The 25098-nt window shown below is 66.4% G+C and carries 26 protein-coding genes; 14 read left to right on the top strand and 12 right to left on the bottom strand.

Annotated elements, in window-relative coordinates; all coding sequences use genetic code 11:
• The first annotated feature begins 40 nt into the window (after window positions 1–40).
• The 8 genes from H3H55_RS11545 (at window position 41) to H3H55_RS11510 (ending at window position 7096) form a co-directional block, all read left to right on the top strand.
• Window positions 41–871 (top strand): 3',5'-nucleoside bisphosphate phosphatase, encoded by an 831-nt coding sequence (locus tag H3H55_RS11545; RefSeq protein WP_193098675.1) that lies wholly within the window; start codon window positions 41–43, stop codon window positions 869–871.
• Between the two features lie 71 nt (window positions 872–942).
• Window positions 943–1575 (top strand): L-threonylcarbamoyladenylate synthase, encoded by a 633-nt coding sequence (locus tag H3H55_RS11540; RefSeq protein WP_129512480.1) that lies wholly within the window; start codon window positions 943–945, stop codon window positions 1573–1575.
• Between the two features lie 47 nt (window positions 1576–1622).
• Window positions 1623–2285, top strand: a complete 663-nt coding sequence (locus tag H3H55_RS11535) for a site-2 protease family protein (RefSeq protein ID WP_129512479.1) — start codon at window positions 1623–1625, stop codon at window positions 2283–2285.
• A gap of 8 nt (window positions 2286–2293) precedes the next feature.
• The gene (locus H3H55_RS11530) at window positions 2294–3496 is read left to right on the top strand and encodes a tryptophan--tRNA ligase (protein ID WP_048248731.1); all 1203 of its coding nucleotides are present in this window, start codon (window positions 2294–2296) and stop codon (window positions 3494–3496) included.
• Between the two features lie 5 nt (window positions 3497–3501).
• The gene (locus tag H3H55_RS11525) at window positions 3502–4104 is read left to right on the top strand and encodes a class I SAM-dependent methyltransferase (RefSeq protein WP_193098674.1); all 603 of its coding nucleotides are present in this window, start codon (window positions 3502–3504) and stop codon (window positions 4102–4104) included.
• Between the two features lie 48 nt (window positions 4105–4152).
• On the top strand, window positions 4153–5058 hold the full coding sequence (gene dapA, locus H3H55_RS11520; protein WP_048248727.1) for a 4-hydroxy-tetrahydrodipicolinate synthase: 906 nt from the start codon (window positions 4153–4155) through the stop codon (window positions 5056–5058).
• Between the two features lie 111 nt (window positions 5059–5169).
• Window positions 5170–6315: an outer membrane protein assembly factor BamC gene (bamC, locus tag H3H55_RS11515; RefSeq protein WP_193098673.1), complete on the top strand. Its 1146-nt coding sequence runs from the start codon at window positions 5170–5172 to the stop codon at window positions 6313–6315.
• Window positions 6316–6319: 4 nt separating this feature from the next.
• Window positions 6320–7096 carry an MBL fold metallo-hydrolase gene (locus H3H55_RS11510; RefSeq protein ID WP_048248725.1) on the top strand — a complete coding sequence of 259 codons (777 nt, stop codon included), beginning with the start codon at window positions 6320–6322 and terminating at the stop codon, window positions 7094–7096.
• 114 nt (window positions 7097–7210) lie between these two features.
• Here H3H55_RS11510 and H3H55_RS11505 read toward each other — a convergent pair whose 3' ends face one another.
• From H3H55_RS11505 to H3H55_RS11500, 3 genes are read right to left on the bottom strand one after another with little or no spacing between them, the layout of a single operon-like run.
• Window positions 7211–7474 (bottom strand): hypothetical protein, encoded by a 264-nt coding sequence (locus tag H3H55_RS11505; protein WP_034195863.1) that lies wholly within the window; start codon window positions 7472–7474, stop codon window positions 7211–7213.
• Complete coding sequence (locus H3H55_RS37665) at window positions 7404–7649, bottom strand: hypothetical protein (RefSeq protein ID WP_075122947.1); 246 nt, start codon at window positions 7647–7649, stop codon at window positions 7404–7406. Before H3H55_RS37665 ends, H3H55_RS11505 begins: the two co-directional genes overlap by 71 nt.
• Before the next feature lie 56 nt (window positions 7650–7705).
• Window positions 7706–8926 carry a cupin domain-containing protein gene (locus tag H3H55_RS11500; protein WP_193098672.1) on the bottom strand — a complete coding sequence of 407 codons (1221 nt, stop codon included), beginning with the start codon at window positions 8924–8926 and terminating at the stop codon, window positions 7706–7708.
• Between the two features lie 32 nt (window positions 8927–8958).
• Here H3H55_RS11500 and H3H55_RS11495 point away from each other — a divergent pair, with 32 nt between their 5' ends.
• Window positions 8959–9501: an FKBP-type peptidyl-prolyl cis-trans isomerase gene (locus H3H55_RS11495; RefSeq protein ID WP_048248723.1), complete on the top strand. Its 543-nt coding sequence runs from the start codon at window positions 8959–8961 to the stop codon at window positions 9499–9501.
• Here the strand turns inward: H3H55_RS11495 and H3H55_RS11490 are convergent.
• The 5 genes from H3H55_RS11490 to H3H55_RS11470 all read right to left on the bottom strand — a co-directional run bounded on the left by H3H55_RS11490 (window position 9481) and on the right by H3H55_RS11470 (window position 16514).
• Window positions 9481–10752: a hypothetical protein gene (locus H3H55_RS11490; protein ID WP_193098671.1), complete on the bottom strand. Its 1272-nt coding sequence runs from the start codon at window positions 10750–10752 to the stop codon at window positions 9481–9483. The genes H3H55_RS11495 and H3H55_RS11490 overlap by 21 nt on opposite strands.
• Entirely contained in the window at window positions 10733–13390 is a 2658-nt protein-coding gene (gene mutS / locus H3H55_RS11485) for a DNA mismatch repair protein MutS (protein ID WP_193098670.1), read from the bottom strand. Before mutS ends, H3H55_RS11490 begins: the two co-directional genes overlap by 20 nt.
• Before the next feature lie 209 nt (window positions 13391–13599).
• Entirely contained in the window at window positions 13600–15222 is a 1623-nt protein-coding gene (locus H3H55_RS11480; protein ID WP_193099482.1) for an NAD(P)/FAD-dependent oxidoreductase, read from the bottom strand.
• A 171-nt stretch (window positions 15223–15393) separates the two neighbouring features.
• A complete protein-coding gene (locus H3H55_RS11475) occupies window positions 15394–15555 on the bottom strand; it encodes a hypothetical protein (RefSeq protein WP_193098669.1) in 162 nt (53 codons plus the stop codon).
• Window positions 15556–15710: 155 nt separating this feature from the next.
• Window positions 15711–16514: an inositol monophosphatase family protein gene (locus H3H55_RS11470; RefSeq protein ID WP_048248720.1), complete on the bottom strand. Its 804-nt coding sequence runs from the start codon at window positions 16512–16514 to the stop codon at window positions 15711–15713.
• Window positions 16515–16794: 280 nt separating this feature from the next.
• Here H3H55_RS11470 and H3H55_RS11465 point away from each other — a divergent pair, with 280 nt between their 5' ends.
• Together H3H55_RS11465 and cysE are read left to right on the top strand one after the other, a co-directional pair.
• Entirely contained in the window at window positions 16795–17619 is an 825-nt protein-coding gene (locus H3H55_RS11465) for an RNA methyltransferase (protein ID WP_193098668.1), read from the top strand.
• A 268-nt stretch (window positions 17620–17887) separates the two neighbouring features.
• Window positions 17888–18691 carry a serine O-acetyltransferase gene (gene cysE, locus H3H55_RS11460; RefSeq protein ID WP_193098667.1) on the top strand — a complete coding sequence of 268 codons (804 nt, stop codon included), beginning with the start codon at window positions 17888–17890 and terminating at the stop codon, window positions 18689–18691.
• A 48-nt stretch (window positions 18692–18739) separates the two neighbouring features.
• Here cysE and H3H55_RS11455 read toward each other — a convergent pair whose 3' ends face one another.
• The 4 genes from H3H55_RS11455 to H3H55_RS11440 all read right to left on the bottom strand — a co-directional run bounded on the left by H3H55_RS11455 (window position 18740) and on the right by H3H55_RS11440 (window position 21486).
• Window positions 18740–19540: a UDP-2,3-diacylglucosamine diphosphatase gene (locus tag H3H55_RS11455; RefSeq protein ID WP_193098666.1), complete on the bottom strand. Its 801-nt coding sequence runs from the start codon at window positions 19538–19540 to the stop codon at window positions 18740–18742.
• 27 nt (window positions 19541–19567) lie between these two features.
• Window positions 19568–20059, bottom strand: coding sequence for a peptidylprolyl isomerase (locus H3H55_RS11450; protein ID WP_048248715.1), 492 nt, complete (start codon window positions 20057–20059; stop codon window positions 19568–19570).
• Between the two features lie 88 nt (window positions 20060–20147).
• A complete protein-coding gene (locus H3H55_RS11445) occupies window positions 20148–20723 on the bottom strand; it encodes a peptidylprolyl isomerase (protein WP_031399425.1) in 576 nt (191 codons plus the stop codon).
• A gap of 40 nt (window positions 20724–20763) precedes the next feature.
• On the bottom strand, window positions 20764–21486 hold the full coding sequence (locus H3H55_RS11440; protein WP_193098665.1) for a tetratricopeptide repeat protein: 723 nt from the start codon (window positions 21484–21486) through the stop codon (window positions 20764–20766).
• Between the two features lie 233 nt (window positions 21487–21719).
• Between H3H55_RS11440 and cysS the strand changes: the two genes are divergently transcribed.
• The 3 genes from cysS to H3H55_RS11425 all read left to right on the top strand — a co-directional run bounded on the left by cysS (window position 21720) and on the right by H3H55_RS11425 (window position 25063).
• Window positions 21720–23117 (top strand): cysteine--tRNA ligase, encoded by a 1398-nt coding sequence (gene cysS / locus H3H55_RS11435; protein WP_193098664.1) that lies wholly within the window; start codon window positions 21720–21722, stop codon window positions 23115–23117.
• Window positions 23118–23160: 43 nt separating this feature from the next.
• On the top strand, window positions 23161–23988 hold the full coding sequence (locus H3H55_RS11430; RefSeq protein WP_193098663.1) for a DNA-3-methyladenine glycosylase family protein: 828 nt from the start codon (window positions 23161–23163) through the stop codon (window positions 23986–23988).
• A gap of 103 nt (window positions 23989–24091) precedes the next feature.
• Window positions 24092–25063, top strand: coding sequence for an acetyl-CoA carboxylase carboxyltransferase subunit alpha (locus tag H3H55_RS11425; RefSeq protein WP_048248707.1), 972 nt, complete (start codon window positions 24092–24094; stop codon window positions 25061–25063).
• The last annotated feature ends 35 nt before the right edge of the window (window positions 25064–25098 follow it).

Here is a 25098-nt window from a genome sequence, read left to right as displayed (position 1 = left end):
CGCGTTGCAGTAGAATGAAGCCTTACCTGCCATGCCAACAATGAACGCTGATCTCCACTGCCATTCGAATGTTTCCGACGGGTTGCTGTCGCCTGCCGACGTCGCGCGCCGCGCCCATGCCGGCGGCGTGACCCTGTGGGCGCTGACCGACCACGACGAGATCGGCGGTCAGGCGGTGGCGCGCAGCGAGGCGGAAGCGCTCGGCATGCGCTACCTGAGCGGCGTCGAGATTTCGGTCACGTGGGCGTCGCGCACCGTGCACATCGTCGGCCTGAACATCGATCCCGCGAACCCGGCGCTCGTCGACGGCCTGTACCGCACGCGTCACGGCCGTGCGGCCCGCGCGGTGGCGATCGGCGCGCAGCTCGCGACGCTCGGCATTCCCGGCGCGTACGACGGCGCGCTCAAGTACGTATCGAATCCCGATCTGATCTCGCGCACGCACTTCGCGCGCTTTCTCGTCGAGAACGGTCACGCCGAATCGACGTCCGACGTGTTCGACCGCCTGCTCGGCGACGGCAAGCCCGGGTTCGTCCCGCATCGCTGGGCAGCACTGTCCGATGCGGTCGCGTGGATTCGCGCGGCGGGCGGCGAAGCGGTGGTCGCGCATCCGGGCCGTTACCGCTATTCGCCCGTCGAATTCGACGCGTTCTTCGGCGAGTTCATCGATTTGGGCGGCCGCGCGATCGAGGTCGTCACGGGTAGCCACACGCCCGACCAGTACCGCGAATACGCGGACGTTGCGCGCCGCTTCGGCTTCGAAGTGTCGCGCGGCTCGGATTTCCATGCACCGGGCGAGGGCCGTGTCGAACTCGGCGGCCTGCCGCCGTTGCCGCCCGACCTGACGCCGGTCTGGGAACGCTGGCTGTGACGCCGGGCGGCTGCCCGCCGCCCGTATCGCCGCCGACTGCGCATCCGATTCCTCCCTCTTTACGTGTCCCCATGTCCCAGTTCTTCAGGATTCATCCGGATAATCCGCAGCCGCGCCTGATCAAACAGGCCGTGGAGATCGTCAGCAAGGGCGGCGTGATCGCGATGCCGACCGATTCGAGCTATGCGCTCGCGTGCCATCTCGACGACAAGGATGCGGTCGAGCGCGTGCGCCGGATTCGCGGCCTCGACGAGAAGCAGCACCTGTCGCTGCTCGTGCGCGACCTGTCCGAGCTCGCGAACTTCGCGATGGTCGACAACCGCCAGTACCGGCAGATCAAGTCGGTGACGCCGGGCCCGTACGTCTTCATCCTGCAGGCGACGAAGGAAGTGCCGCGCCGGCTGTCGCACCCGTCGCGCAAGACGATCGGGCTGCGCGTGCCCGATCACGCGATCACGCTTGCGTTGCTGGAGTCGCTCGGCCAGCCGCTGCTCGGCACGACGCTGATCCTGCCGCCGGACGACGAGCCGCTCAACGATCCCGACGACATCCGCGCGCGACTCGAGAAACAGGTCGACCTCGTGATCGACGGCGGCGCATGCCCGCGCGAGCCGTCGACGGTGATCGACCTGACCGGCGACGAGCCGGAACTCGTGCGCGCGGGGCGCGGCGCGCTCGAACCGTTCGGACTCTCGGCCGCGTAAGCGCGCCGTCCTTTTTTGCGCGAGTGCGCTTGTTACAATAACGCGATATGGATGCTTCCCTGATACAGACCATCGCCGTCTACGCGCTGCCCGTGATCTTCGCGATCACGCTGCACGAGGCCGCGCACGGCTACGCCGCCCGCCTGCTCGGCGACAACACCGCTTACATGATGGGGCGCGTGTCGTTCAATCCGATGCGCCACATCGATCCGATCGGCACGATCGCGATTCCGCTCGCGATGTATTTCCTGACGGGCGGCGCGTTCCTGTTCGGTTATGCGAAGCCGGTGCCGGTTTCGTTCGGCAACCTGCGCGATCCGCGCTGGGGCAGCCTGTGGGTCGCGCTCGCGGGCCCGGCCTGCAATTTCGTGCAGGCGCTGGTCTGGGGCCTGCTGACCCTCGTGCTGCCCGCCATCGGCGTCGACGAGCCGTTCTTCACGCGGATGGCGTTGGCCGGCGTCAGCGCGAACCTCGTGCTCGGCGTGCTGAACCTGTTTCCGCTGCCGCCGCTCGACGGCGGCCGCATCCTGGCGGCGCTGCTGCCGCCGAAGCAATCGATCGCGCTGTCGCGCATCGAGCCGTACGGTTTCATCATCGTCCTCGTGCTGGTCGCGACGGGCGTGCTGACGAACTTCTGGCTGCGCCCGCTCGTCAATGTCGGCTACGCCGTCCTGAGCGCCATCCTGTCTCCCTTCGCCTCGCTTTTCTAACGACAATCATGTTCCCAGAACGTATTTTCTCCGGCATGCGACCCACCGGGTCGCTGCACCTCGGCCATTACCACGGCGTGCTGAAAAACTGGGTGAAGCTGCAGTCCGAGTACCCGTGCTTTTTCTGCGTCGTCGACTGGCATGCGCTGACGACGCACTACGAGACGCCCGAGGTCATCGAGAAGAACGTGTGGGACGTGCTGATCGACTGGCTCGCGTCCGGCATCGATCCGGCGCAGGCGACGCTGTTCATCCAGAGCAAGGTGCCCGAGCATGCCGAACTCGCGCTGCTGCTCGGCATGAGCACGCCGCTCGGCTGGCTCGAACGCGTGCCGACCTACAAGGAGCAGATGGAGAAGCTGAAGGACAAGGACCTGTCGACCTACGGCTTCCTCGGCTACCCGGTGCTGATGGCGGCCGACATCCTGCTGTATCGCGGCTCGCTCGTGCCGGTCGGCGAGGATCAGGTGCCGCACGTCGAGATGACGCGCGAGATCGCGCGCCGCTTCAACTACCTGTACGGCCGCGAGCCCGGTTTCGAGGAGAAGGCGCTCGACGCGGCGAAGAAGCTCGGCGGCAAGCGCGCGAAGCTCTATCACGAGCTGCGCAACGCGTATCAGCAGGAGGGCGACGACGAGGCGCTCGAACAGGCGCGCGCGATGCTGCAGGAATCGCAGAGCCTGTCGATGAGCGACCGCGAGCGCCTGTTCGGCTATCTCGAAGGCGCGCGCAAGATCATCCTGGTCGAGCCGCAGGCGCTCCTGACCGAAGCGTCCCGGATGCCGGGCCTCGACGGGCAGAAGATGTCCAAGTCGTACGGCAACACGATCGGCCTGCGTGAAGACGCCGAGACGATCACGAAGAAGGTCCGCACGATGCCGACCGATCCCGCGCGTGTGCGCCGCACCGATCCGGGCGATCCCGACAAGTGCCCGGTGTGGCAGCTGCACCAGGTCTATACGGACGAAGCGACGCACGAGTGGGTGCAGAAGGGCTGCCGTTCGGCAGGCATCGGCTGCCTCGACTGCAAGCAGCCGGTCGTCGAAGGCATTCTGCGCGAGCAGCAACCGATGCTCGAGCGCGCGCAGAAGTACATGGACGATCCGTCGCTGCTGCGCGCGATCGTCGCGGACGGTTGCGACAAGGCGCGCAAGTACGCGACGGAAACGATGCGCGACGTGCGCGACGCGATGGGCCTGTCGTACAACTGATCCCGATGAGCGCATCCGTCATCGCCGCCGCGGGCGGCCACGTCGCCCAGGCCGAACCGTCGCGCTGGGTCGCGCAATGGTCGCGGCTCGTTCCGGCGGGCGGTGCGGTGCTTGACGTTGCCGCGGGCGGCGGCCGCCATGCGCGCTGGTTCGCGTCGCACGGGCACCCTGTCGTCGCGCTCGATCGCGATCCGGCCGCGCTGGCTGCGTTGCGGGCGATCCCGGGCGTCGATGCCCGCGACGCCGACCTCGAAGGCGCGCCGTGGCCGTTGCCGGCCGGCGAGCGGTTTTCGGCCGTGATCATCACCCATTATCTGCATCGTCCGCTCTGGCCCCATCTGCTCGATGCAGTGGCGCCGGGCGGCGTGCTGATCTACGAAACCTTCGCGCAAGGAAACGAAACGGTCGGGAAACCGTCCAACCCCGCGTTCCTGCTCGCCCCGGGCGAGCTGCTGGACGCCGTGCATGGCCGCCTGCGGGTGGTTGCGTACGAGGACGGTTTCGTTGCCGCGCCGCGCGAGGCATTCGTCCAGCGTCTCTGCGCGGTGCGCGAGGGCGCGACCCCGAAGGCGGGGGCGGGAATTCCACGTTACGAACTGCCCGGCTAATCCGCTACAATCTCAATGTTTACCGGTACATAATCTCAATCGCGTTTCATGGCTAACGGCACCCAAGACGGCATTCAAATCCGCGGCAGCATCCCCGCGATCGTCACCCCGATGCTCGAAGACGGCAGTCTCGACCTGCCGGCGTTTCGCAAACTGATCGACTGGCACATCGCGGAAGGCACCGATGCGCTGGTCGTGGTCGGTACGAGCGGCGAGTCGGCAACGCTCAACGTCGAAGAGCACATCCTGATGATCCGCACGGCGGTCGAGCATGCGGCGAAACGCATCCCGATCATCGCGGGCGCGGGCGGCAACTCGACCGCCGAGGCGATCGAGCTGACGAAACACGCGAAGGCTGTCGGTGCGGACGCGACGCTGCAGGTCGTGCCGTACTACAACAAGCCGACGCAGGAAGGCATGTACCGTCACTTCAAGACGATCGCCGAAGCGGTCGATCTGCCAGTGATCCTGTACAACGTGCCGGGTCGCACGGTCGCCGACATGGCGAACGAGACGACGCTGCGCCTCGCGCAGGTGCCGGGCATCATCGGCGTGAAGGAAGCGACCGGCAACATCGATCGCGCCGCGCAGCTGATCAAGGCGGCGCCGAAGCATTTCGCGATCTACAGCGGCGACGATCCGACCGCGATCGCGCTGATGCTGCTCGGCGGCCACGGCAACATCTCGGTGACGGCGAACGTCGCGCCGCGCGCGATGAGCGAGCTGTGCCGCGCTGCGCTGGCCGGCGACGTGAAGACGGCCCGCGAGTTGCACATGAAGCTGCTGTCGCTGCACAAGAACCTGTTCATCGAGGCGAACCCGATCCCGGTGAAGTGGGCGCTGCAGGCGATGGGCAAGATGCAGGGCGGCATCCGGTTGCCGCTCACGGCGCTCGACGAGCGCTGCCACGATGCCGTGCGTTCGGCCCTTGTCGAGGCCGGCGTCCTCGCCTGATGCCGAGGCGGCCGCGTCCTGCGGCCGCCGGCTCGACCCCTGATCAACCCGCACCGGCCGGCTCCGTCCGGCGCCGCTCCTGACGAGCGTTCTAGCAAGACGAAGGATTTCATGAAACGTTTCGCCTTTTCCTCTCGCGCCATCCAGATGTCGGTGGTGGCGCTGGCGCTGGGCGCGCTCGCTGGCTGCGATACGCTGAACGACTATCTGGCCCCCGACCGGGTCAACTACAAGAACACCGGTTCGGCGCCGCCGCTCGCGGTGCCGAGCGACCTGAAGCCGGTGCCGACGACCCAGCAGTTCGTCGCGCCGCCGACCAACGCGGGGCTCGGCACGCTGCCGCCGCGGGTCACGACGCAGGCCGGCAACGCGACCGACGGCATCCCGAGCGCGCAGGATCCGCTCGGCATGCACATCGAACGTGACGGCGATCGCCGCTGGCTCGTCGTCGATGGCCGGACGCCCGAGCAGCTGTGGCCGATCCTGAAGGAGTTCTGGCAGGAGAACGGCTTCTCGCTGAAGACCGATGCGCCGTCGACGGGCATCATGGCCACCGACTGGGCTGAAAACCGCGCGAACATTCCCGACGACTGGTTCCGCCGCACGATCGGCAAGGTCATCGATTTCGCGTACTCGTCCGGCACGCGCGACCGCTTCCGCACGCTCGTGAACCGCACGTCGGACGGCAACACCGACATCTCGATCACGCACAGCGCGATGGAAGAAATGATGGTCGGTCCGCAGGGCGGCACGTCGTCGCGCTGGGAAGAGCGTCCGCGCAACCCGGTGCTCGAAGCCGTGTTCCTGTCGAAGCTGATGCAGAAGTTCGGCCTGACCGACGCGCAGGCGAAGCAACTGCTGACCGATGCGCATCCCGCGACGGCACCGGCGCAGGTCAGCGATACCAGCAGCGGTGCCGCGACGCTGCAGCTGGCCGAATCGTTCGACCGTGCATGGCTGCGCGTGGGCCTGGCGCTCGACCGTACCAACTTCACGGTCGACAATCGCGACCGCGAGAAGGGCGTGTACACCGTGCGCTATGCGAATTCGATGGAAGAGCTCAAGCGTGACGGCCTGTTCGGCAAGCTGTTCTACGGCGGCCCGTCGGCCGCGAAGCCGGGCAAGGAATTCATGGTCAACGTGCGCGCGCAAGGCAGCGGCGGCACGCAGGTCGCGGTGGTCGGCGCTGACGGCCAGGTCGACAACTCGTCGGACGCGCAGCGGATCATTTCGCTGCTCCACGCGCAGCTGAACTGAGCGCGTGCGATTCGCCAGCCTCGGAAGCGGCAGCGAAGGCAACGCGCTGGTCGTCGAGGCCTCGAGCGGCACGACGACCACCCGCGTGCTGCTCGACTGCGGCTTTTCCGCCAAGGAGGTCGAGCGCCGGCTCGGCCGACTGAATCTCGGCATCGACGATCTCGATGCGATCCTCATCACCCATGAACACAGCGACCATGTCGGCAGCGCGTTGACGCTTGCCCGGCGTGCGTCGTTGCCGCTCTACATGAGCTGGGGCACCGCACGCGCGGTAGGCGCGGACGAGGCCGATGTCGATCTCCACGTGCTGTGGGGCGACGAGACGGCCGCGATACGCGATCTGGCCGTGATGCCCTATACGGTCCCTCACGACGCCCGAGAGCCGCTCCAGTTCGTCTTTATGGACGGCTGCCGCCGGCTCGGTGTGCTGACCGACGTCGGGATGGCCACGCCGCACATCACGGCCGTCCTGAGCGGCTGTGACGCGCTGGTGCTCGAATCCAACCACGACACCGCGATGCTGGCCGCGAGCCGCTATCCGCAGTCGCTGAAGGCGCGCATCGGCGGCAACCACGGTCACCTGAGCAATGACGCGGCGGCCGACATCCTCGCGTCGCTCGAACGCAGCCGCCTCAAGCACCTGGTGGCGGCGCACCTGAGCCAGCAGAACAACCTGCCGGAACTGGCCCGCCAGGCGTTTGCCGGCGTGCTGGGGACGAGCGGGGAGGATGTGATCGTCGCCACGCAGGACGCGGGGTTCGACTGGCTGACGCTCGGATGAGCGGGGCAGGGCCGCTGCGGCGGCCCGGTACGACTGCCGGGCGCTCGATCCGCAAACGGCAGACGTAAAAAAACCGGCCCTCGGGCCGGTTTTTTTTCAGCTGAATGCTGAGGCTTACTGGCTTGCGCCCGAAGCCGGAGCAGCCGTCGCTGCCGAAGCAGCCGACGCCACTGCAGCAGCAGCGTCGCTCGCAGCAGCCGTTGCCGACGAAGCAGCAGCAGCAGCATCGCTCGCAGCACCAGCAACTGCCGAAGCAGCCGTCGAAGCGGCAGCAGCCGCGTCGCTTGCAGCCGACGAAGCAGCTTGATCAGCGCTCTTGTTGCAAGCAGCCAGTGCAACAGCAGCCAACAGGGAAGCTACGAGGAGGGATTTCTTCATGATCACGTCCTTTTATGGTTAAAGGTAAGCAACAGCGCGAAACAATACCGGTAATGTGCTCCAACACCGACCTGGGCCGCTGGTGGAGATGCACTTCTAGAGCGTGAATCTTCCCTACGGCTTGGGCGGAAATTATATGCACTTTCCTATCGACCGTCGACAAATGCGGGGTCAATACGTTGTCTTTCCCATACAGAATTTGATCCGTATGGGCATACGGGGCGACTCACACTAATTCCGGTCCCCGACCCGTATCCAGCCCGCACGATACCACTCGTGCAATAAAGCTGTCATCGAGGGAGCCCGGGATAGTGTTACAAACCGTTTCGCCTCCATCTGGCGTTGATTGGCCAGTTCGGGCAGCCATTCCTCGGCATGCTCGAGTGGTCTTTCCTCGCCATTAATGAAGTACGAGCGCGCGTTATACATCAATGCGGCCCGTCTGTCGAGACACACGCCACGGCGCGACGCTTGCGCGACGAACGCGGCCTCGGACAGCGGGCGCGCCGGCGGGTCGAATACGACGTTCGGCTTGGGCTCGCTCAGGTAACAACCGAGGAATTCGGCGACGTCACGTTTGCGCCAGCGGATGGCGTCGACGATCTCGGCGACGCGTTCGACCATGGCCGGAGGCAACTGCGCGGGCGTGTCGACGGCCGGCTGCTTCGGATCGCGGTAGAGGTCGTCGCCGCACCCGTCGCGCAGGCCGCCACGCTCCGCGAGATAGTACAGGAACTGGGCGCCCAGTTCGCCTGCGGAAGGGGCCCGGAAGCCGATCGAGCAGGTCATGCATTCGCCTTCGGCGACGCCGTCGTGCGCGATGTGCGGCGGCAGGTACAGCATGTCGCCGGCCTCCAGCACCCATTCGTCGCTCGGCTCGAAGTTTTCGAGGATCTTCAGCGGCACGTCCGGCTGCAGCGACAGGTCCTTCTGCGCACCGACACGCCAGCGGCGCCGGCCTTCGACCTGCAGCAGAAATACGTCATATGAATCGAAATGCGGGCCGACGCCGCCGCCGTCCGTCGCATACGAAATCATCAGGTCGTCCAGGCGCGCGTCCGGGATGAAGCGGAACCGGTCGAGCAACGCGCGTGCCGCATCGACATGCAGGTCGAGCCCCTGCACGAGCAGGGTCCAGGCCTTGCGCGTGACGGCTGGCAACGAGTCCGGCTCGAACGGACCGTGGGCTAGTTGCCACTTGTTACGAAAATGGGTGATCAGTCGCGATTCCGCGTCATAGTCCGCTGCCAGCTCGAACAGCGCGTCGCGCGTGACCGGCGACGCAACGCCGGGGATCGCCTGGCGGATCAGGAGCGGTTTTTTCTGCCAGTAGTCGCGCATGAACTGCGCCGGCGTGAGACCGCCGAGCAGCGGTGTGGGAAGATCGGAAGGCGGCGCGCCGAGCGGGGCGGCAGCGGCATCCCGCGGTTCGGCTTGAGACCGGTTGCGCATCGTATAATGAGACTTGTATTTGGGAGAATTGGATGAAAATCGCAAAAAACACCGTCGTGTCGGTCACTTACAAGCTGTCGGATGCACAGGGCAATCTGATCGAGGAAAGCGACGAGCCGATGGTCTATCTGCACGGCGGCTATGATGGCACGTTCCCCAAGATCGAGGAACAACTCGACGGCCAGGAACCGGGTTATCAGGCACAAGTGCAGCTCGAGCCGCAGGACGCGTTCGGCGACTACGATCCCGAACTCGTGAAGATCGAGCCGCGCGATCGTTTTCCCGAGCCGATCGAAGTGGGCATGCAGTTCGAAGGCACGCCGGAAGACGGTGACGAGGACGTCGATTCGCTGATCTATACGGTCACCGACATCGCCGACGACAAGGTCGTGCTCGACGGCAATCACCCGCTGGCCGGTATGGCGCTGCGTTTCGCACTCACGGTGCAGGACGTTCGCGAAGCCACCGAAGACGAAATCGAGCATGAGCACGCGCATGGCGCGGAAGGGCTTGAAATCGTCGACGAGGACGAAGAGGAAGACGGAGAGTCGCCGTCAGGGCGCACCCTGCACTGAGCTTGCAGGCAGGCCGGGCGCCGGCCCCGATGCAGGGGGCGGCGCAGGCCACGACGCGCCGCCGGGTGCGGCGCCGTCGCCCTGCAGTGGCGGCGCGACCGACGACGAGTCGGGCAGCGCCGGCAACGCGGGGATTTCCGGCATCTGCGGCAGCGGGACATCGTCGTGCGGCACGAGCGGCAGCGCGGGCGGCACCGGCAGGTTCTTCGGCACCTCCTGCAGGCTCACGTTGAAGATGGTCTGCTTAGCCGGCGACACACTCACCTTCACCCACTGATTTGCCGGATGGCGCGGTCCGATCGCGACACGCGTCACGTTTCCGACCAGTTCACCGTCGTCGGCACGTAGCGGACGATCGATCAGAAAGCCGTTCGCAAGCGGTTCGCCGCTCGCGTGCATCACCAGTATCGGGCCGCGGAACGTCGCCGCCGCCTTCACCAGCGTTCGTTTCAGTTCACGGAAGCCGTCACGCACGCGCGGCCGGTTGAAACGCAGCCATGCGAAGCGCTCCGCGCGTTCGTAGCGCTCGAACTGCGGATCGCCTTCGAAAACCACCACCATCGCACGCGCCTCGCGCCGCTTCGCGTATTCGGCCGCGTGGTCGATCCAGAAACCGTTCGCGATGACGCGATCCTCGAATTCGCCGTTGCGGCCGCCGGCCGTCAGGAAATGGTTGTTCGGCGCCGGCGCGTTGAGCGCGACATAGACGATGTCGTCGCGCATCCAGCGTGCGTTCTCGCGATACGGCCGGAACCGCGCGACTTCGCTCTCCCGCGTGATCTGCAGCGCGCCCGGGTCGGGTAGCGCCGAATCGGCGAGCAGCGTCTGCCGCAGGAAGTCGAGCCGCTCGACCGGATCGTAGCCGCCGCCGGCCGCCGTATTGCACGTTATCCAGTCGTCGTGGCCGGGAATGAACACGAGCGGCACGCGTGCCGCGTCCAGGATCGCGCCGCGCTGCGAATACAGCGCATCGCGGCACGCTTCCTTCGAGCCCTTGAGATCGCCCGCATAGACGACGAACGCGAGGTTGCGCTCGCGCGCGATCGAATCGAGCAGCCGCTGCGCGGCCGGTTCGTCCGCAGGTACGTTGATGACGCCCGACACGACCGCGAACGAGTACGGCGCGGTGGTGCGCTTCGGCGGCGCAGCCAGCGCGCCGGCCTGTGCGAGCGCGAGCACCGCCGCGACGAGCGCAGCGGCGGCGCGGGCCGTCAGGCCCTGCGGGATGCGCTTACGCGAGCCCGTCGGCATCGTGCGACCGGACCAGCGTGCGCAGTTCGTACAGCAGGTCGAGTGCCTCGCGCGGCTTGAGATCGTCGGGGTCGATGTCACGCAGTTTTTCGAGCGCCGGATGCGGCGTGTCGGGCCGCGCCGGTGCGTCCGCGCATTCGAGATCGTCGGCGATCGCCGGCTGCGCACTGAACAGGTCGAGCTGCGGCGTGTGCTGCGTGGCCGACTGCTGTTCGAGATAGGCGAGGTGCTTGCGCGCGGCGCGGATCACGGGCGCCGGAACGCCCGCGAGCTGCGCGACCTGCAGACCGTAACTCTGGTTCGCCGGGCCTTCGTTGACCGCGTGCAGGAACACGATGCCGTGGCCGTGCTCGACGGCCGACAGGTGGACGTTGGCCGCTTGCGGGAATTCGGCCGGCAGTTGCGTCAGCTCGAAGTAGTGCGTTGCGAACAGCGTGTAGCAGGTGTTGTGCGCAAGCAGGTGGCGCGCGATGGCCCACGCAAGCGCGAGGCCGTCGAACGTCGACGTGCCGCGGCCGATCTCGTCCATCAGCACGAGGCTTTGCGGCGTCGCGTCGTTGAGGATCGCCGCGGCCTCGGTCATCTCGACCATGAACGTCGAGCGGCCGCCCGCGAGATCGTCGGCCGCACCAATGCGCGTGAAGATCCGGTCGATCGGGCCGAAACATGCCGACCTGGCCGGCACGTAGCTGCCGACGTACGCCATCAGCGCGATCAGCGCGGTCTGCCGCATGAACGTCGATTTACCGCCCATGTTCGGGCCGGTGATCAGCAGCAGCTTGCGCTCGGTGCCGAACCGGCAGTCGTTCGCGATGAACTGTTCGACCTGCGCTTCGACGACCGGGTGGCGGCCCTGTTCGATGTCGATGCCGATCTCGTCGGTGAAGGTCGGCGCGACCCAGTCGAGCGCACGGGCCCGCTCGGCGAATGCGGCGAGCAGGTCGAGCTCGGCGAGCGCCGACGCGACGCGCTGGCACTCGGGGATGAACGGCAGCAACGCCTGCAGCACCGCGTCGTACAGTGCGCGTTCGCGCGACAGCGCGCGCTCCTGCGCGGACAACGCCTTGTCCTCGAAGGTCTTCAGTTCGGGCGTGATGTAGCGCTCGGCGTTCTTCAGCGTCTGGCGACGGCGGTAATCGTCGGGCACCTTGTCGGTCTGACCGCGCGTGACCTCGATGTAGAAGCCGTGCACCTTGTTGTATTCGACGCGCAGGTTGGCAATGCCGGTGCGCGCACGCTCGCGCGCTTCGAGATCGATCAGGAACTGCCCGCAGTTCTCCGAGATGTCGCGCAGTTCGTCGAGCTCGGCGTCGTAGCCGCGTGCGATCACGCCGCCGTCGCGCACCATCGCGGCCGGCTCGGGCGCAATCGCGCTCGTCAGCAGGTCGAGGCATTCGGCGGGCGGCGCGAGCGCCGCGTCGACGCGGGTGAGCGCGTCCGCATTCGCGACGATCGCGCTGATGCGCTCGCGCAGCGCGGGCAACGCGGCGAACGTGTCGCGCAGGCTCGAGAGGTCGCGCGGGCGTGCGGACAGCAGCGCGAGACGCCCGGTGATCCGTTCGACGTCGGCGATCTGGCGCAGTGCACTGCGCAGCGCATCGAGGCTCGCGTTCGCGGGCGCATCGAGCAGCGCGCCGATTGCCTGCTGGCGCGACTGCGCGGCGACCGACGCACGCGGCGGGTGATGCAGCCAGTGGCGCAGCAGGCGGCTGCCCATCGTCGTGCAGCAGGTGTCGAGCAGCGAATACAGCGTCGGCGATTCGGTGCCGCGCAGCGTCTCGGTCAGTTCGAGGTTGCGGCGTGTCGCCGGATCGAGCCCGATGTATTCGGTTTCGTTCTCGACCTTCAGGCTGCGCACGTGCCGCAGTTGCTGGCCTTGCGTGGCCGCTGCATAGAGCAGCAGCGCGCCGGCCGCACCGCACGCGCTCGTCAGCGAATGCGCGCCGAAACCGTCGAGGCTCGCGACATCGAGCTGGTCGCACAGGCGCTGCGTGCCCGACGCGATGTCGAAGTGCCACGCCGGCACGCGCTTGGTTGCCCCCGTGCCAGCCGGCACGGCGTCGGTCGCGCCGTCCGCCGTCAGGATTTCGGCCGGCCGGATGCGCTCGAGCGCGGCGCCGAGCTGCTCGGGTTCGATTTCGGTGAGCCGCAGCGCGCCGCTTGCGAGGTTCAGCCACGCGAGGCCGATGTTGACCGCGACGCCACGCTTGTTGTGGCCCGTGCACATCGCGAGCAGGTAGACGTCGTTCTTGTCGGACAGCAGCGCGGCATCGGTCAGCGTGCCGGGTGTGACGACACGCACGACCTTGCGCTCGACCGGGCCCTTCGATGTGGCCGGATCGCCGATCTGCTCGCAGATCGCGACCGATTCGCCCATCTTCACGAGCTTCGCGAGATATTGCTCGACCGCGTGATGCGGCACGCCAGCCATCTTGATCGGTGTGCCGGCCGATGCGCCGCGCTGCGTGAGGGTCAGGTCGAGCAGGCGCGAGGCCTTTTCCGCGTCTTCGAAGAACAGCTCGTAGAAGTCGCCCATCCGGTAGAAGACAAGCGTGTCGGGATGATCGGCCTTGATGCGCAGGTACTGCTGCATCATTGGAGTATGGCCGGCGAAGGCTTCGGGCGACAGCGTGGTCATAGGTCAGGCATGAAGTTGTTGCTTTGGTTGCCCGAGTTTACCAGTGGCCCCGACCTGCAAGTGCGAAGTTCGCCGTTTGGCCAGCTGTCGGACATTGCGTCCGGCGGCTGGCGGCCCTATACGGTGATTCGATTCCGTTCTCAGGCGGACAATCGACAGTCGGCTTCGCTCGGCTCCCGGACCTTCGCGAGCCGATCCTGTCCCGCGCCTCAGGACGCGTGTGCCGACGTCATGCTGAGTGCCACCGCTTGCGCGACTTCGATGCCGTCGATGGCTGCCGAATAGATGCCACCCGCATATCCCGCGCCTTCGCCGGCCGGATACAGGCCTTCGACGTTCATGCTCTGGTAGTCGTCCTTGCGTCGCACCCGGATCGGTGACGAAGTGCGCGTCTCCACGCCGGTGAGCACGGCATCGTGCATCGCGAAGCCCGCGATCTTTTTATCGATCTCGGGGAGTGCTTCACGGATTGCTTCGATCACGTAGTCCGGGAGCGCGGTGCTGAGATCGGTCGGCCGCACGCCAGGCTTGTACGACGGCTCCACGGAGCCCAGCGACGTTGACGGCCGGCCTGCGATGAAATCCCCGACCAGCTGGCCCGGTGCGCAGTAATCTCCGCCGCCGAGTTCGAAGGCGCGTTCTTCCCATTTGCGCTGGAACGCAATACCCGCCAGTGGGCCGCCGGGATAGTCTTCCGGCGTGATGCCGACGACGATGCCCGCATTCGCGTTGCGCTCGGCCCGGGAATACTGGCTCATGCCGTTGGTGACCACGCGGCCCGGCTCGGAGGTCGCCGCGACCACCGTGCCGCCCGGGCACATGCAGAAGCTGTAGACCGCGCGCCCATTGCTGCTGTGGTGGACCACCTTGTAGTCGGCCGCGCCGAGTTGCTTGTGGCCCGCAAACTTGCCGAAGCGGCTGCGATCGATCAGCCCCTGCGGATGTTCGATGCGAAAACCTAGCGAAAACGGCTTGGCTTCGATATACACGCCGCGATCGTGCAGCATCTGGAACGTATCGCGCGCGCTGTGGCCCACCGCGAGCACCACGTGGTCGCACCGGAGCGTTTCCCCGTTCGAGAGCTTGAGCGAGCGCACCTTGCCCTGATCGATTTCGATATCGTCGACGCGGGTTTCGAAGCGTACCTCACCGCCCAGTTCGTGGATCGACGCGCGCATTTTTTCCACCATGCTGACGAGGCGGAACGTGCCGATGTGCGGCCGGCTCAGATACAGGATGTCTTCCGGCGCGCCCGCCTTGACGAATTCGTCCAGCACCTTGCGGCCATAGTGGTTCGGATCCTTGATCTGGCTGTACAGCTTGCCGTCGGAGAACGTGCCGGCCCCGCCTTCGCCGAACTGCACGTTGGATTCGGGGTTGAGTACGCTCTTGCGCCACAGGCCGAAGGTGTCCTTGGTGCGCTCGCGCACGGCCTTGCCGCGTTCGAGGATGATGGGACGGAAGCCCATCTGCGCGAGGATCAGTCCTGCAAACAGGCCGCACGGCCCCATGCCGATCACGACCGGGCGCAGGAAAGCAGTGTGCTCGGGGGCCTTCGCGACAAAGTGGTACGCCATGTCGGGCGTCACGCTGCAATGCGGCGTGCCGGCGAGTCGCTTGAGCGCGGCCGCTTCGTCCTGGACTTCGACATCGACGATGTACGTCAGCTTGATGTCGGAGCGCTTGCGCGCATCGTGCGCACGGCGGAACACGGTGTAACGGAGGAGCCCGTCTGCCGGCACGCCAAGGTCCGCGAGACGCGCGCGAATCGCGGCTTCGAGCGCGCTTTCGGGATGGTCGAGGGGGAGTTTAACTTCGCTTAGCCGTAACATGGGTACTCGGATGCTGTCGCCACGGTGTCGTGGCGGTGTTGAAACAGGCGGGGCCGGCATGCTGGTGGCGGCGTTGTTCGCCGCGCGGGCATCTCGGACGCGAACCATTCATCGCTGGAACAAGCTGTACGAGGGGCTGCACACTGACCAGGCCGGACAACGCGGGCAACTTCAGGACGCGAGCATGAAGCGCCCCTTGTGCGGGGAAGATTTTTCCGCCGCCGAATCATCGGGATGCGAAAGTCGCTCCATCATGACGGTGCCGGCGAGCGGTCGGTGCGAAAGCCACGCCAGGCGGGCATAACCGCCCTTGTCGTTCATGCTGGTCAACATAGCACATCGATATCGATGCCACGCACAAATGCGGCCGTCAGGGAAAAGGGCGGTAGCGGCCTGCAAAGCACGCGGCACCCCTTTGCCAACGGCCCGTGCCGCACGAAGCGGACACGGGCCGTCGAAGCGCGCCGCACCGGCGGTGCGGGCGGCGATTACTCCGCTGCCGGATGCACGCGGCTGTAGCGGTTCAGGATCGGAATCATCTGCGCGTAGATCTTCGGGTTCGCGGCGACGATCTCATGACGATGCAGGAAATCGGCGTCGCCCGTGTAGTTGCCGACGAGGCCGCCGGCTTCGGTGATCAGCAGGCTGCCCGCCGCCATGTCCCACACGTTGATGCCTTGCTCGAAGAATGCGTCGAGGCGGCCGGCCGCGACGTTCGCGAGATCGAGTGCTGCCGCGCCCGGGCGGCGCAGGCCCGTGCAGGCCTGCGTCATTTCGGTGAAGAGGCGCGCGTATGCGTCGAGGCCGTCCTTTTCGCGGAACGGGAAGCCGGTGCCGACCAGCGCATCCGACAGGCGGTCGCGGCGGCCGACGCGGATGCGGCGGTCGTTCAGGTACGCGCCGCGGCCACGCGTTGCCGTGAACAGGTCGTTCTTGTTCGGATCGTAGACGACGGCCTGCGTAACGACGCCCTTGTGTTCGAGCGCGATCGATACGCAGTAGTACGGGAAGCCGTGGATGAAGTTGGTCGTGCCGTCGAGCGGATCGATGATCCACTTGAATTCGGATTCGTTCTCCGATTCGCCCGATTCTTCCGCGAGGATCGCGTGGTCGGGGTAGGCGGTCTTCAGCGTCTCGATGATCGCCTCTTCGGCGGCCTTGTCCACTTCGGTGACGAAGTCGTTCTGCTGCTTCTTGCGGATCTCGATCAGGTCGAGATCGAGCGACGCGCGATTGATGATCTGTCCGGCGCGGCGCGCAGCCTTGACAGCGATATTGAGCATGGGATGCATGAGCCTGGATCCTGTAGCCGGCGGCACGGGCCGCCACGAAGTGGAACAACCGCCCGGAACGGCGCAAGCGTGCCGGGCGAGATGAGACGCGAATTGACAAAGAACGGGGTACGACCCGCGCCGCACGGTGTGCGACGCGTAAAGGCATGATTTTACCCGATTTTCGGCGGTTTCAGGCGACCGGAATGCGGGGAAACCCCCACTGGCCGTCCGGACGAGTGGGTTTGCGGGGGCGATGGCGATACCATACTGCCATTCTGATGAACCGAGTCGTATCGTAGTGGAAACCCCGCAGAACACCGCCGCGCCGTCCGAACCGGGCGCGGCCTCGTCCCGGCCGCCGTCCGGCGGCTTTACGTCAACCCGCTTCGTGCTCGTCGAGCCGAGCCATCCCGGCAATGTCGGGGCGGCCGCCCGCGCGCTGAAGACGATGGGCTTCTCGCGTCTCGTGCTGGTCGCGCCGCGCGTGCCGCACGTGCAGAGCGACCCCGAGGCGATCGCGATGGCCAGCGGCGCGGACGACGTCCTCGCGTCCGCGCACGTCGTGCCGACGCTCGGCGACGCGCTGTCCGGCGTCCACTGGTCGATCGCGCTGACCGCACGCACGCGCGAATACGGCCCGCCGCGCCTCGCGCCGCGCGCGGCCGCCACGCAGGCGTGCGCGCAGGTCGGCACGGGCGACATCGCGCTCGTGTTCGGTAACGAGCGCACCGGTCTCGCGAACGAGCACGTCGAGCAGTGCAGCGCGCTCGCGCATATCCCGGCGAATCCGGCCTACAGTTCGCTGAACCTGGCGCAGGCCGTGCAAGTGCTCGCGTACGAGCTGCGCGTCGCATTTCTCGAACAGGCGAGCGAGCCGTCGGCGCAACCGTCGGCCGAGGTCGGCACGCTCGCGCAGAGTGACGAGATCGAGCGGATGTACGTGCATCTCGAGAACGCGTTGATCGCACTCGATTTCCTCGATCCGCGCAATCCGAAGAAACTGATGCCGCGGCTGCGGCGCCTGTTCGCGCGCACCGGCCTCGAGCGTGAGGAGGTCAACATCCTGCGCGGCGTCGCGAAGCACATCCTGCTGAAATCGGGCAAGCTCGACGGCGACGCGTAAGCGGCTGGCATACCGGCAACCGGGCGTTCAGGTGCCGCGTCCCGGCCGGCCGGCGTTGCGTCGGCCGCCGGAATGGAAGTGCCGTACCGGGAGCGTTGCGCCCGGCCGAATACCCCGCGAGCGCCGCCACAGCAAGCCTCCCGCCCGAATACCCGCGCCGGCGGCGGGGTGAACGCGCGGCCTCGTGCGGCCGTGCGCGACTGGCCCTACAATCGCCGGACGTCATAAGCAAATTACCCGGTGCGATAACGGCCGGTCATTGCCGGCGATGCGCGCCGGCCTTTTCCCCGATCAGATCATGTTCACGAGACTGCGCGAAGACGTTGCAACGATTCGCGAGCGGGATCCCGCCGCTCGCAGTGCCTGGGAAGTGCTGACCTGTTATCCGGGGCTGCATGCGCTCGTGCTGCACCGTTTCGCGCACGCATGCTGGCGTGCGAAGCGCTACTGGCTCGCGCGTTTCGCGTCGCAGGCCGGGCGGTTCCTGACGGGTATCGAAATCCACCCCGGCGCGACGATCGGCCGACGCGTGTTCATCGATCATGGCATGGGTGTCGTGATCGGCGAGACGGCGATCATCGGCGACGATTGCACGATCTACCAGGGCGTGACGCTGGGCGGCACGTCGCTCACGCGCGGCGCGAAGCGCCACCCGACGCTCGAGGCCGGCGTGATCGTCGGCGCGGGCGCGAAGGTGCTCGGCGGTTTCACGGTCGGCGCGGGCGCGAAGATCGGTTCGAACGCGGTCGTCGTGAAGCCGGTGCCGGCGGGCGGGACGGCGGTCGGCAATCCGGCGCGCATCGTGATGCCGGCGCAGCCGAAGCCGCAGCCCGAACGCGCGGCGTTCTGCGCGTACGGGATCACGCCGAACGCGGACGATCCGATGTCGCTCGCGATTCATGGCCTGATCGATCACGCGGCGAAGGAAAGCCGCCGCGTCGACGAAATCGTCGCGGCGCTCGAGCGGCTCGGCGCGCATCTGGAAACGCTGCAGGGTGCCGATGCGGCGCGCCTCGACCTGCGCAGGCTGTCGGCGGTGCTGGAAGGAAAGGCGGTCGAACGCCAGGCGTAATGCAATGAACGCCGACGGCTGCCGGTCAGTGCGACGGCAGCTGCGGTGTCAGTCGAGCGGCATCGCGTGGATGCCTTCCGCGTCGACACGCAGGTAGCCGCCGCGCGGCGTGCCGTGATCGAGATCCCAGTCGGGCAGTACCCAGCGGATGCCGCCCGGTTCGGCGTGGCGCGCGGGGCGGTGCGTGTGGCCGTGAATGATCACGGCCGCGCGGCTTTTCCGGAACAGCGCGGCCACGCCTTCACGCGTGACATCGTAGATCGCCGAAGCAGGGCGCATCCGGCCCGCTTCGCTGTTCGAGCGCATGCGCTGCGCGAGCGCGCGGCGCCAGCGCAGCGGCCACGCGAGAAACAGCCATTGTGCGACGCGATTGCGTGCAAAGCGGCGGAACACCTGATAGCCGCGGTCGGCCGTGCATTGCGCGTCGCCGTGCACGAGCACGATGCGCTGGCCGAACGCCATGATCAGCGAAGGGTCGGGCAGCAGCATCGCGCCGGCCGCCTTCATGAAGCGCCGGCCGAGCAGGAAATCGCGGTTGCCGTGCATCACGTAGAGCGCGATCCCGCGCTCCGAGAACGTGTGCATCAGCGCGGCCATGCGTGCCGCGAACGGATCGTCGTCGAGTATGTCGTCGCCGATCCAGTATTCGAACAGGTCGCCGAGGATGAACACCGAGTCGGCGCTGTCGGCGGTGTATTTCACGAAATGCTCGAACGCGGCGACCGTCTTCGGAATCGCTTCGCTCAGGTGCAGATCGGAGAGAAACAGGAACGGGCGTGCGGCTTGCGCGTACTCGCGCTCGCCCGGCACGCCCGCGGAGACGCTTCGCGGCGGACTCTCCTGCAACATCGAAGTGCCTCCGTTACTTGCTGCGCGTCAGACCACGACGGCCTTTTCGATCACGACGTCGTCGGCCGGCACGTCCTGGTGGAAACCAGCGTTGCCCGTCTTGACGCCCTTGATCTTGTCGACCACGTCCTGGCCTTCGACGACCTTGCCGAACACTGCGTAGCCCCAGCCCTGCGGCGTCGGCGACGAGTGGTTCAGGAAGTCGTTGTCGTTCACGTTGATGAAGAACTGGGCGGTTGCCGAGTGCGGATCGTTCGTGCGCGCCATCGCGACCGTGTAGTTGTCGTTCTTCAGGCCGTTGTTCGCCTCGTTGTCGATCGGCGCGTCGGTCGGCTTCTGCTTCAGGCCCGGCTCGAAGCCGCCGCCCTGGATCATGAAGCCTTTGATCACGCGATGGAACACGGTGCCGTCGTAGTGGCCCTTCTTCACGTAGTTCAGAAAGTTCTCGACCGTCTTCGGTGCCTTCTCGGCGTCGAGCTCGAGCTTGATCACGCCGTGGTTCGTATGCAGTTCAACCATGATGAATTCCTTCGATGAGGCGGTTTAAATGGCACGCGGCCGGTCGTGCGACGCGGCCGCGTGAGTCGCCGGACGTGCCGGCAGGTTCTTACTTCGAGACGATGCTGGCCGATTCGATCACGATCGGTTGCGCGGGCACGTCCTGCATCGGGCCGCGCGAGGTCGTCGCCACGCCTTCGATCTTCTTCACGACGTCGAGGCCCGACACGACCTTGCCGAACACCGCATAACCGTTGCCGTCCGGGTTCGGGTAGTCGAGGCCGCTGTTGTCCACCGTATTGATGAAGAACTGTGCGGTGGCCGAGTTCGGGTCGCTGGTGCGCGCCATCGCGATCGTGCCCGTCAGGTTCTTCAGACCATTGCGGCTCTCCAGCGGAATCGGCGCGCGGGTCGGCTTTTCCTCGAAATTGGTCTTGTAGCCGCCGCCCTGGATCATGAAGCCCTTGATCACGCGATGGAAGATCGTGCCGTTGTACTGGCCGGCCTTCACGTAATCGAGGAAGTTGGCGACGGACTTCGGCGCCTTCTCCGGGTAGAGCTCGACGCGAATGTCGCCCTGCGAGGTCTTCAGCTGCACGACGGGGTGCGCGGTAGCCGATTGCGCGAACGCGGGCGCAGTCGCGAGAAGGGCGGCGCCGCCAAGCGCCAGCAACAGACGTTTCATTGCGATCCTCAGGTTGGGAGGGAAAGGGAGGTCGTGCCGCTTATTGCGATGGCGCGACGTACGGCGCCGCCAGTGCGCCCGACGGACCGTTGAACTGGAACGTCGGCGACATCGGCAGCGTGGTGGTGCTCACGTTCGCGGCTGCGCGGTCGGTGTAGTCGCGCGTTGCCGGCGCGGCCGAGCGGGCGTTCGGCGCGGCCTTCGGCGGCGACACGATCTTCTGCAGGTCGGCGAGGCGCTGGGCGGTCGCGCCGCTGGTGCGGCCGAGTGATTGCGCACGCTTGTACGACTCGGCCGCAAGGCGCAGGTACAGGTCGCCGAGGTTCTCGTACGCGAGCGAGTAGCTCGGGTTCGATTGCGTCGCCGTGACGAGCGCGGTGCGCGCTTCGTCGTAGCGGCCGTGCTTCGCGTAGAGCGCCGCGAGGTTGTTGTACGGCTCGGGCAGTTCGGGGTACGCCTGCGTGATCGCGACGAACTGCTGGATCGCGTCGTCGTCGCGGTTCAGGCGGGCCAGCACGGTGCCGCGCTTGAACTGCGCCTGCACGTCGTGCGGGTTCGACGCGATGCGTGCGTCGAGCTGCGCGAGCGCCTGCTTCCACTGCTTGCCGGCGATGGACGAGTCGATTTCTGGGGTGCCGTCGGCGGTGGCCGGGGCCTTCTGCGCATGCGCCGCGGGGGGCGCGAAAAGCGTCAGCGCGACGCCCATGACGGTGGTCGCAACGAGGGTCGCAGCGCTCTGCGCGCGGCCGCGATGAGGTTTCATAGGCGTAAATCGGAATGTTATACTCCGAGCCATTCTAACAAAACGTCTGTGCGTTCCGGCGAGCCGCAGACAGTCTTTCTTTGCCTCTCGTGGCCGTCACCGCTGTGCTTGCAGCCTGACCGCCCCATGTGATACGAGGACGCTCGGCCTGGCGCCGCAGCAGATGGTCCATCCGTGTCGCATGCTGGGCGAGCTTCGCCAGGGCGGTTTCCTTCGGCTCACGGTTCATCTCTATGGAATCACTGCGCATCTACAACACGCTCGCGCGTGACAAGCAAGTCTTCGTGCCGCGCCATTCCGGCGAAGTGCGGATGTACGTATGCGGGATCACCGTCTACGACTATTGTCACGTGGGCCACGCGCGCATGCTGGTCGTGTTCGACCTCGTCCAGCGCTGGTTGCGTGCGATCGGTTATCGGGTCACGTATGTGCGCAACATCACCGACATCGACGACAAGATCATCCGCCGCGCGGTCGAGAACGGCGAGACGATCAAGTCGCTGACCGACCGGTTCATCGGCGCGATGCACGAGGATGAAAGAGCACTCGGCATCCAGCGGCCCGACATCGAGCCGCGCGCGACGCAATTCATTCCGCAGATGCTCGGCATGATCGAGACGCTCGAGTCGAACGGCTACGCGTATCAGGCGACCGACGGCGACGTCAATTACTCGGTGCGCAAGTTCGCGAACTACGGGAAGCTGTCGGGCAAGTCGCTCGACGATCTTCGCGCGGGCGAGCGTGTCGCCGCGAACGACGCGAAGGAAGATCCGCTCGATTTCGTGTTGTGGAAACGCGCGAAGCCGGAAGATCCGGAAGGCGCGTCGTGGGCGTCGAAGTACGGGATGGGCCGCCCGGGCTGGCACATCGAGTGCTCGGCGATGGGCTGCACGCTGCTCGGCGAACATTTCGACATCCACGGCGGCGGGCAGGATCTGCAGTTCCCGCACCACGAGAACGAGATCGCGCAGAGCGAGGGCGCCACCGGCCAGACGTTCGTCAACTACTGGTTGCACAACGGCTTCGTGCAGGTCGACAACGAGAAGATGTCGAAATCGCTCGGCAACTTCTTCACGATCCGCGAAGTGCTCGAGCGGTACGACGCCGAGGTCATGCGCTTCTTCATCGTGCGCACGCACTACCGGTCGCCGCTCAACTACAGCGACGTGCATCTCGACGATGCGCGCGCGTCGCTCACGCGCCTCTATACCGCGCTGAAGGATGTCGAGGCCGACACGCTCGCGCTCGACTGGAACGAGCCGCACGCGCAGCGTTTCGCGGCCGCGATGAACGACGACTTCAACACGCCGGTCGCGGTGGCGACGCTGTTCGAGCTGGCGGGCGAGGTGAATCGTACGCGCGACGCGTCGCTTGCGCGGCAACTGAAACAGCTGGCAGGCCTGCTCGGCCTGCTGGGCCGCGAACCGCGCACGTTCCTGCAGCAGGCGTCCGGCGCCGCGCAGGCGGGCGCGCTCGCCGCCGACGAGATCGAAGCGAAGATCGCCGCGCGCGTCGCGGCGAAGCAAGCGAAAGACTATGCCGAAGCGGACCGGATCCGGGCGGAACTGCTCGAGGCCGGTATCGCACTTGAAGACAAACCGGGCGGATCGACCGAATGGCGTCGCGTATGAGCGCGGTGCGTTCCACTGACCGATCCGTCAGGTAGGAGGCAAGATGGCAACGGCCAGAAAAGCGCCGGTCAGGCGCGCGACCCCGGTCGCCGCGCGTCCGGCAGCCAAGCGTGCGCCGGCGGCAAAGGCGGACGCGACGCGCGCCGTGCCGACCGGCGCGCTCAACGGTCATGCGCAGCCGGCGGCGACGCTGCCGGCCGCCGACGCGGCTCGCAAGACGCGCGTGTCCGACGCCGACGGCGCGGAGGTGATCGTGCGTCCAGCGTACTGGGACAAGGCGTGCGCCGACCTCGTCAAGCGCGACCGGATCATGAAGAAACTGATCCCGAAGTTCGGTCCCGCGCATCTCGTGAAGCGTGGCGATCCGTTCGTCACGCTCGCGCGCTCGGTCGTCGGTCAGCAGATTTCGGTTCCGTCCGCGCAGTCGCTGTGGGCGCGCATCGAGGACGCCTGTCCGAAACTCGCGCCGCAACCGGTGATCCGGCTCGGCGCGGACAAGCTGATCGCATGCGGGTTGTCGAAGCGCAAGACGGAATACATCCTCGATCTCGCCCAGCATTTCGTGTCGGGTGCGCTGCACGTCGACAAATGGACGTCGATGGACGACGAGGACGTGATCGCGGAACTCACGCAGATCCGCGGCATCAGCCGCTGGACGGCCGAGATGTTCCTGATCTTCAACCTGTCGCGGCCGGACGTGCTGCCGCTCGACGATCCCGGCCTGATCCGCGCGATCAGCGTCAATTATTTCAGCGGGGAACCCGTCACGCGCAGCGAGGCGCGCGAGGTCGCTGCCAACTGGGAGCCGTGGCGCACCGTCGCGACCTGGTATATGTGGCGCAGCCTCGATGCGCCCGACGCCGACGCCTGAGCGGCGGCTATCGGGTTTTAAACATCAATAGTTGAGAGCCGGTTTTGAGTGTCGCCCGCGCGGGTAGAATACGCGCTGCCGCAAGACCCAAGGATTCGAACACATGAAGACCACGTTTCTGGATTTCGAACAGCCGATCGCCGAACTCGAGGCCAAGATCGAAGAGCTGCGATTCGTGCAGGACGACTCGGCTGTCGATATTTCGGAAGAAATCGAGCGGCTGTCGAAGAAAAGCCAGCAACTGACGAAAGACCTCTACGCGAACCTGTCGCCGTGGCAGGTTTCGCAGATTGCGCGGCATCCGCAGCGTCCGTACACGCTCGACTACGTCGCGGAACTGTTTACCGATTTCCACGAGCTGCATGGCGACCGCGCGTTCGCGGACGATCTGTCGATCGTCGGCGGCCTCGCGCGCTTCGGCGGCCATCCGTGCATGGTGATCGGCCACCAGAAGGGCCGCGACACGAAGGAACGCGCGGCGCGCAACTTCGGGATGCCGCGTCCGGAAGGCTATCGGAAGGCCGAACGCCTGATGCGTCTCGCCGAGAAGTTCGGGCTGCCGATCTTCACGTTCGTCGACACGCCGGGCGCGTATCCGGGCATCGGCGCGGAAGAGCGCGGCCAGTCGGAGGCGATCGGCCGCAACCTGTACGTGATGGCCGAACTGAAGACGCCGATCATCACGACGGTGATCGGCGAGGGCGGTTCGGGCGGCGCGCTCGCGATCGCCGTGGCCGACACCGTGATGATGCTGCAGTTCTCGACCTACTCGGTGATCTCGCCGGAAGGCTGCGCGTCGATCCTGTGGAAGAGCGCCGCGAAGGCGCCCGAAGCAGCGGAAGCGCTGGGCCTGACCGCACACCGCCTGAAGGCGCTCGGCCTGATCGACAAGATCATCAACGAGCCGCTTGGCGGCGCGCATCGCGATCCGAAGGGCATGGCCGCGCTGCTGCGCCGCGCGCTCGCCGATTCGCTGCGCCAGTTCCAGGGCATGAGCATCGATGCGGTGCGCGAGCGCCGTTTCGAGCGCCTGATGGCCTACGGCAAGTTCAAGGAAACCACGCCGGGCGCATGACCGGCCGCGTGTTCATTTCGCGCGCCGCTGCGCGC

It is taken from the genome of Burkholderia sp. Z1, from assembly GCF_014893795.1.
Taxonomy (GTDB): domain Bacteria; phylum Pseudomonadota; class Gammaproteobacteria; order Burkholderiales; family Burkholderiaceae; genus Burkholderia; species Burkholderia theae.
This window is presented reverse-complemented; position numbering and strand designations above follow the sequence as displayed.

Bases quoted from the DNA above. Each gene is read 5' to 3' on its own strand.
- H3H55_RS11545 (WP_193098675.1), top strand. From the start codon at position 41: ATGAACGCTGATCTCCACTGCCATTCGAATGTTTCCGACGGGTTGCTG.
- H3H55_RS11540 (WP_129512480.1), top strand. From the start codon at position 943: ATGTCCCAGTTCTTCAGGATTCATCCGGATAATCCGCAGCCGCGCCTG.
- H3H55_RS11535 (WP_129512479.1), top strand. From the start codon at position 1,623: ATGGATGCTTCCCTGATACAGACCATCGCCGTCTACGCGCTGCCCGTG.
- H3H55_RS11530 (WP_048248731.1), top strand. From the start codon at position 2,294: ATGTTCCCAGAACGTATTTTCTCCGGCATGCGACCCACCGGGTCGCTG.
- H3H55_RS11525 (WP_193098674.1), top strand. From the start codon at position 3,502: ATGAGCGCATCCGTCATCGCCGCCGCGGGCGGCCACGTCGCCCAGGCC.
- dapA (WP_048248727.1), top strand. From the start codon at position 4,153: ATGGCTAACGGCACCCAAGACGGCATTCAAATCCGCGGCAGCATCCCC.
- bamC (WP_193098673.1), top strand. From the start codon at position 5,170: ATGAAACGTTTCGCCTTTTCCTCTCGCGCCATCCAGATGTCGGTGGTG.
- H3H55_RS11505 (WP_034195863.1), bottom strand. From the start codon at position 7,474: ATGAAGAAATCCCTCCTCGTAGCTTCCCTGTTGGCTGCTGTTGCACTG.
- H3H55_RS11500 (WP_193098672.1), bottom strand. From the start codon at position 8,926: ATGCGCAACCGGTCTCAAGCCGAACCGCGGGATGCCGCTGCCGCCCCG.
- H3H55_RS11495 (WP_048248723.1), top strand. From the start codon at position 8,959: ATGAAAATCGCAAAAAACACCGTCGTGTCGGTCACTTACAAGCTGTCG.
- H3H55_RS11490 (WP_193098671.1), bottom strand. From the start codon at position 10,752: ATGCCGACGGGCTCGCGTAAGCGCATCCCGCAGGGCCTGACGGCCCGC.
- mutS (WP_193098670.1), bottom strand. From the start codon at position 13,390: ATGACCACGCTGTCGCCCGAAGCCTTCGCCGGCCATACTCCAATGATG.
- H3H55_RS11480 (WP_193099482.1), bottom strand. From the start codon at position 15,222: ATGTTACGGCTAAGCGAAGTTAAACTCCCCCTCGACCATCCCGAAAGC.
- H3H55_RS11475 (WP_193098669.1), bottom strand. From the start codon at position 15,555: ATGTTGACCAGCATGAACGACAAGGGCGGTTATGCCCGCCTGGCGTGG.
- H3H55_RS11470 (WP_048248720.1), bottom strand. From the start codon at position 16,514: ATGCATCCCATGCTCAATATCGCTGTCAAGGCTGCGCGCCGCGCCGGA.
- cysE (WP_193098667.1), top strand. From the start codon at position 17,888: ATGCGCGCCGGCCTTTTCCCCGATCAGATCATGTTCACGAGACTGCGC.
- H3H55_RS11455 (WP_193098666.1), bottom strand. From the start codon at position 19,540: ATGTTGCAGGAGAGTCCGCCGCGAAGCGTCTCCGCGGGCGTGCCGGGC.
- H3H55_RS11450 (WP_048248715.1), bottom strand. From the start codon at position 20,059: ATGGTTGAACTGCATACGAACCACGGCGTGATCAAGCTCGAGCTCGAC.
- H3H55_RS11445 (WP_031399425.1), bottom strand. From the start codon at position 20,723: ATGAAACGTCTGTTGCTGGCGCTTGGCGGCGCCGCCCTTCTCGCGACT.
- H3H55_RS11440 (WP_193098665.1), bottom strand. From the start codon at position 21,486: ATGAAACCTCATCGCGGCCGCGCGCAGAGCGCTGCGACCCTCGTTGCG.
- cysS (WP_193098664.1), top strand. From the start codon at position 21,720: ATGGAATCACTGCGCATCTACAACACGCTCGCGCGTGACAAGCAAGTC.
- H3H55_RS11430 (WP_193098663.1), top strand. From the start codon at position 23,161: ATGGCAACGGCCAGAAAAGCGCCGGTCAGGCGCGCGACCCCGGTCGCC.
- H3H55_RS11425 (WP_048248707.1), top strand. From the start codon at position 24,092: ATGAAGACCACGTTTCTGGATTTCGAACAGCCGATCGCCGAACTCGAG.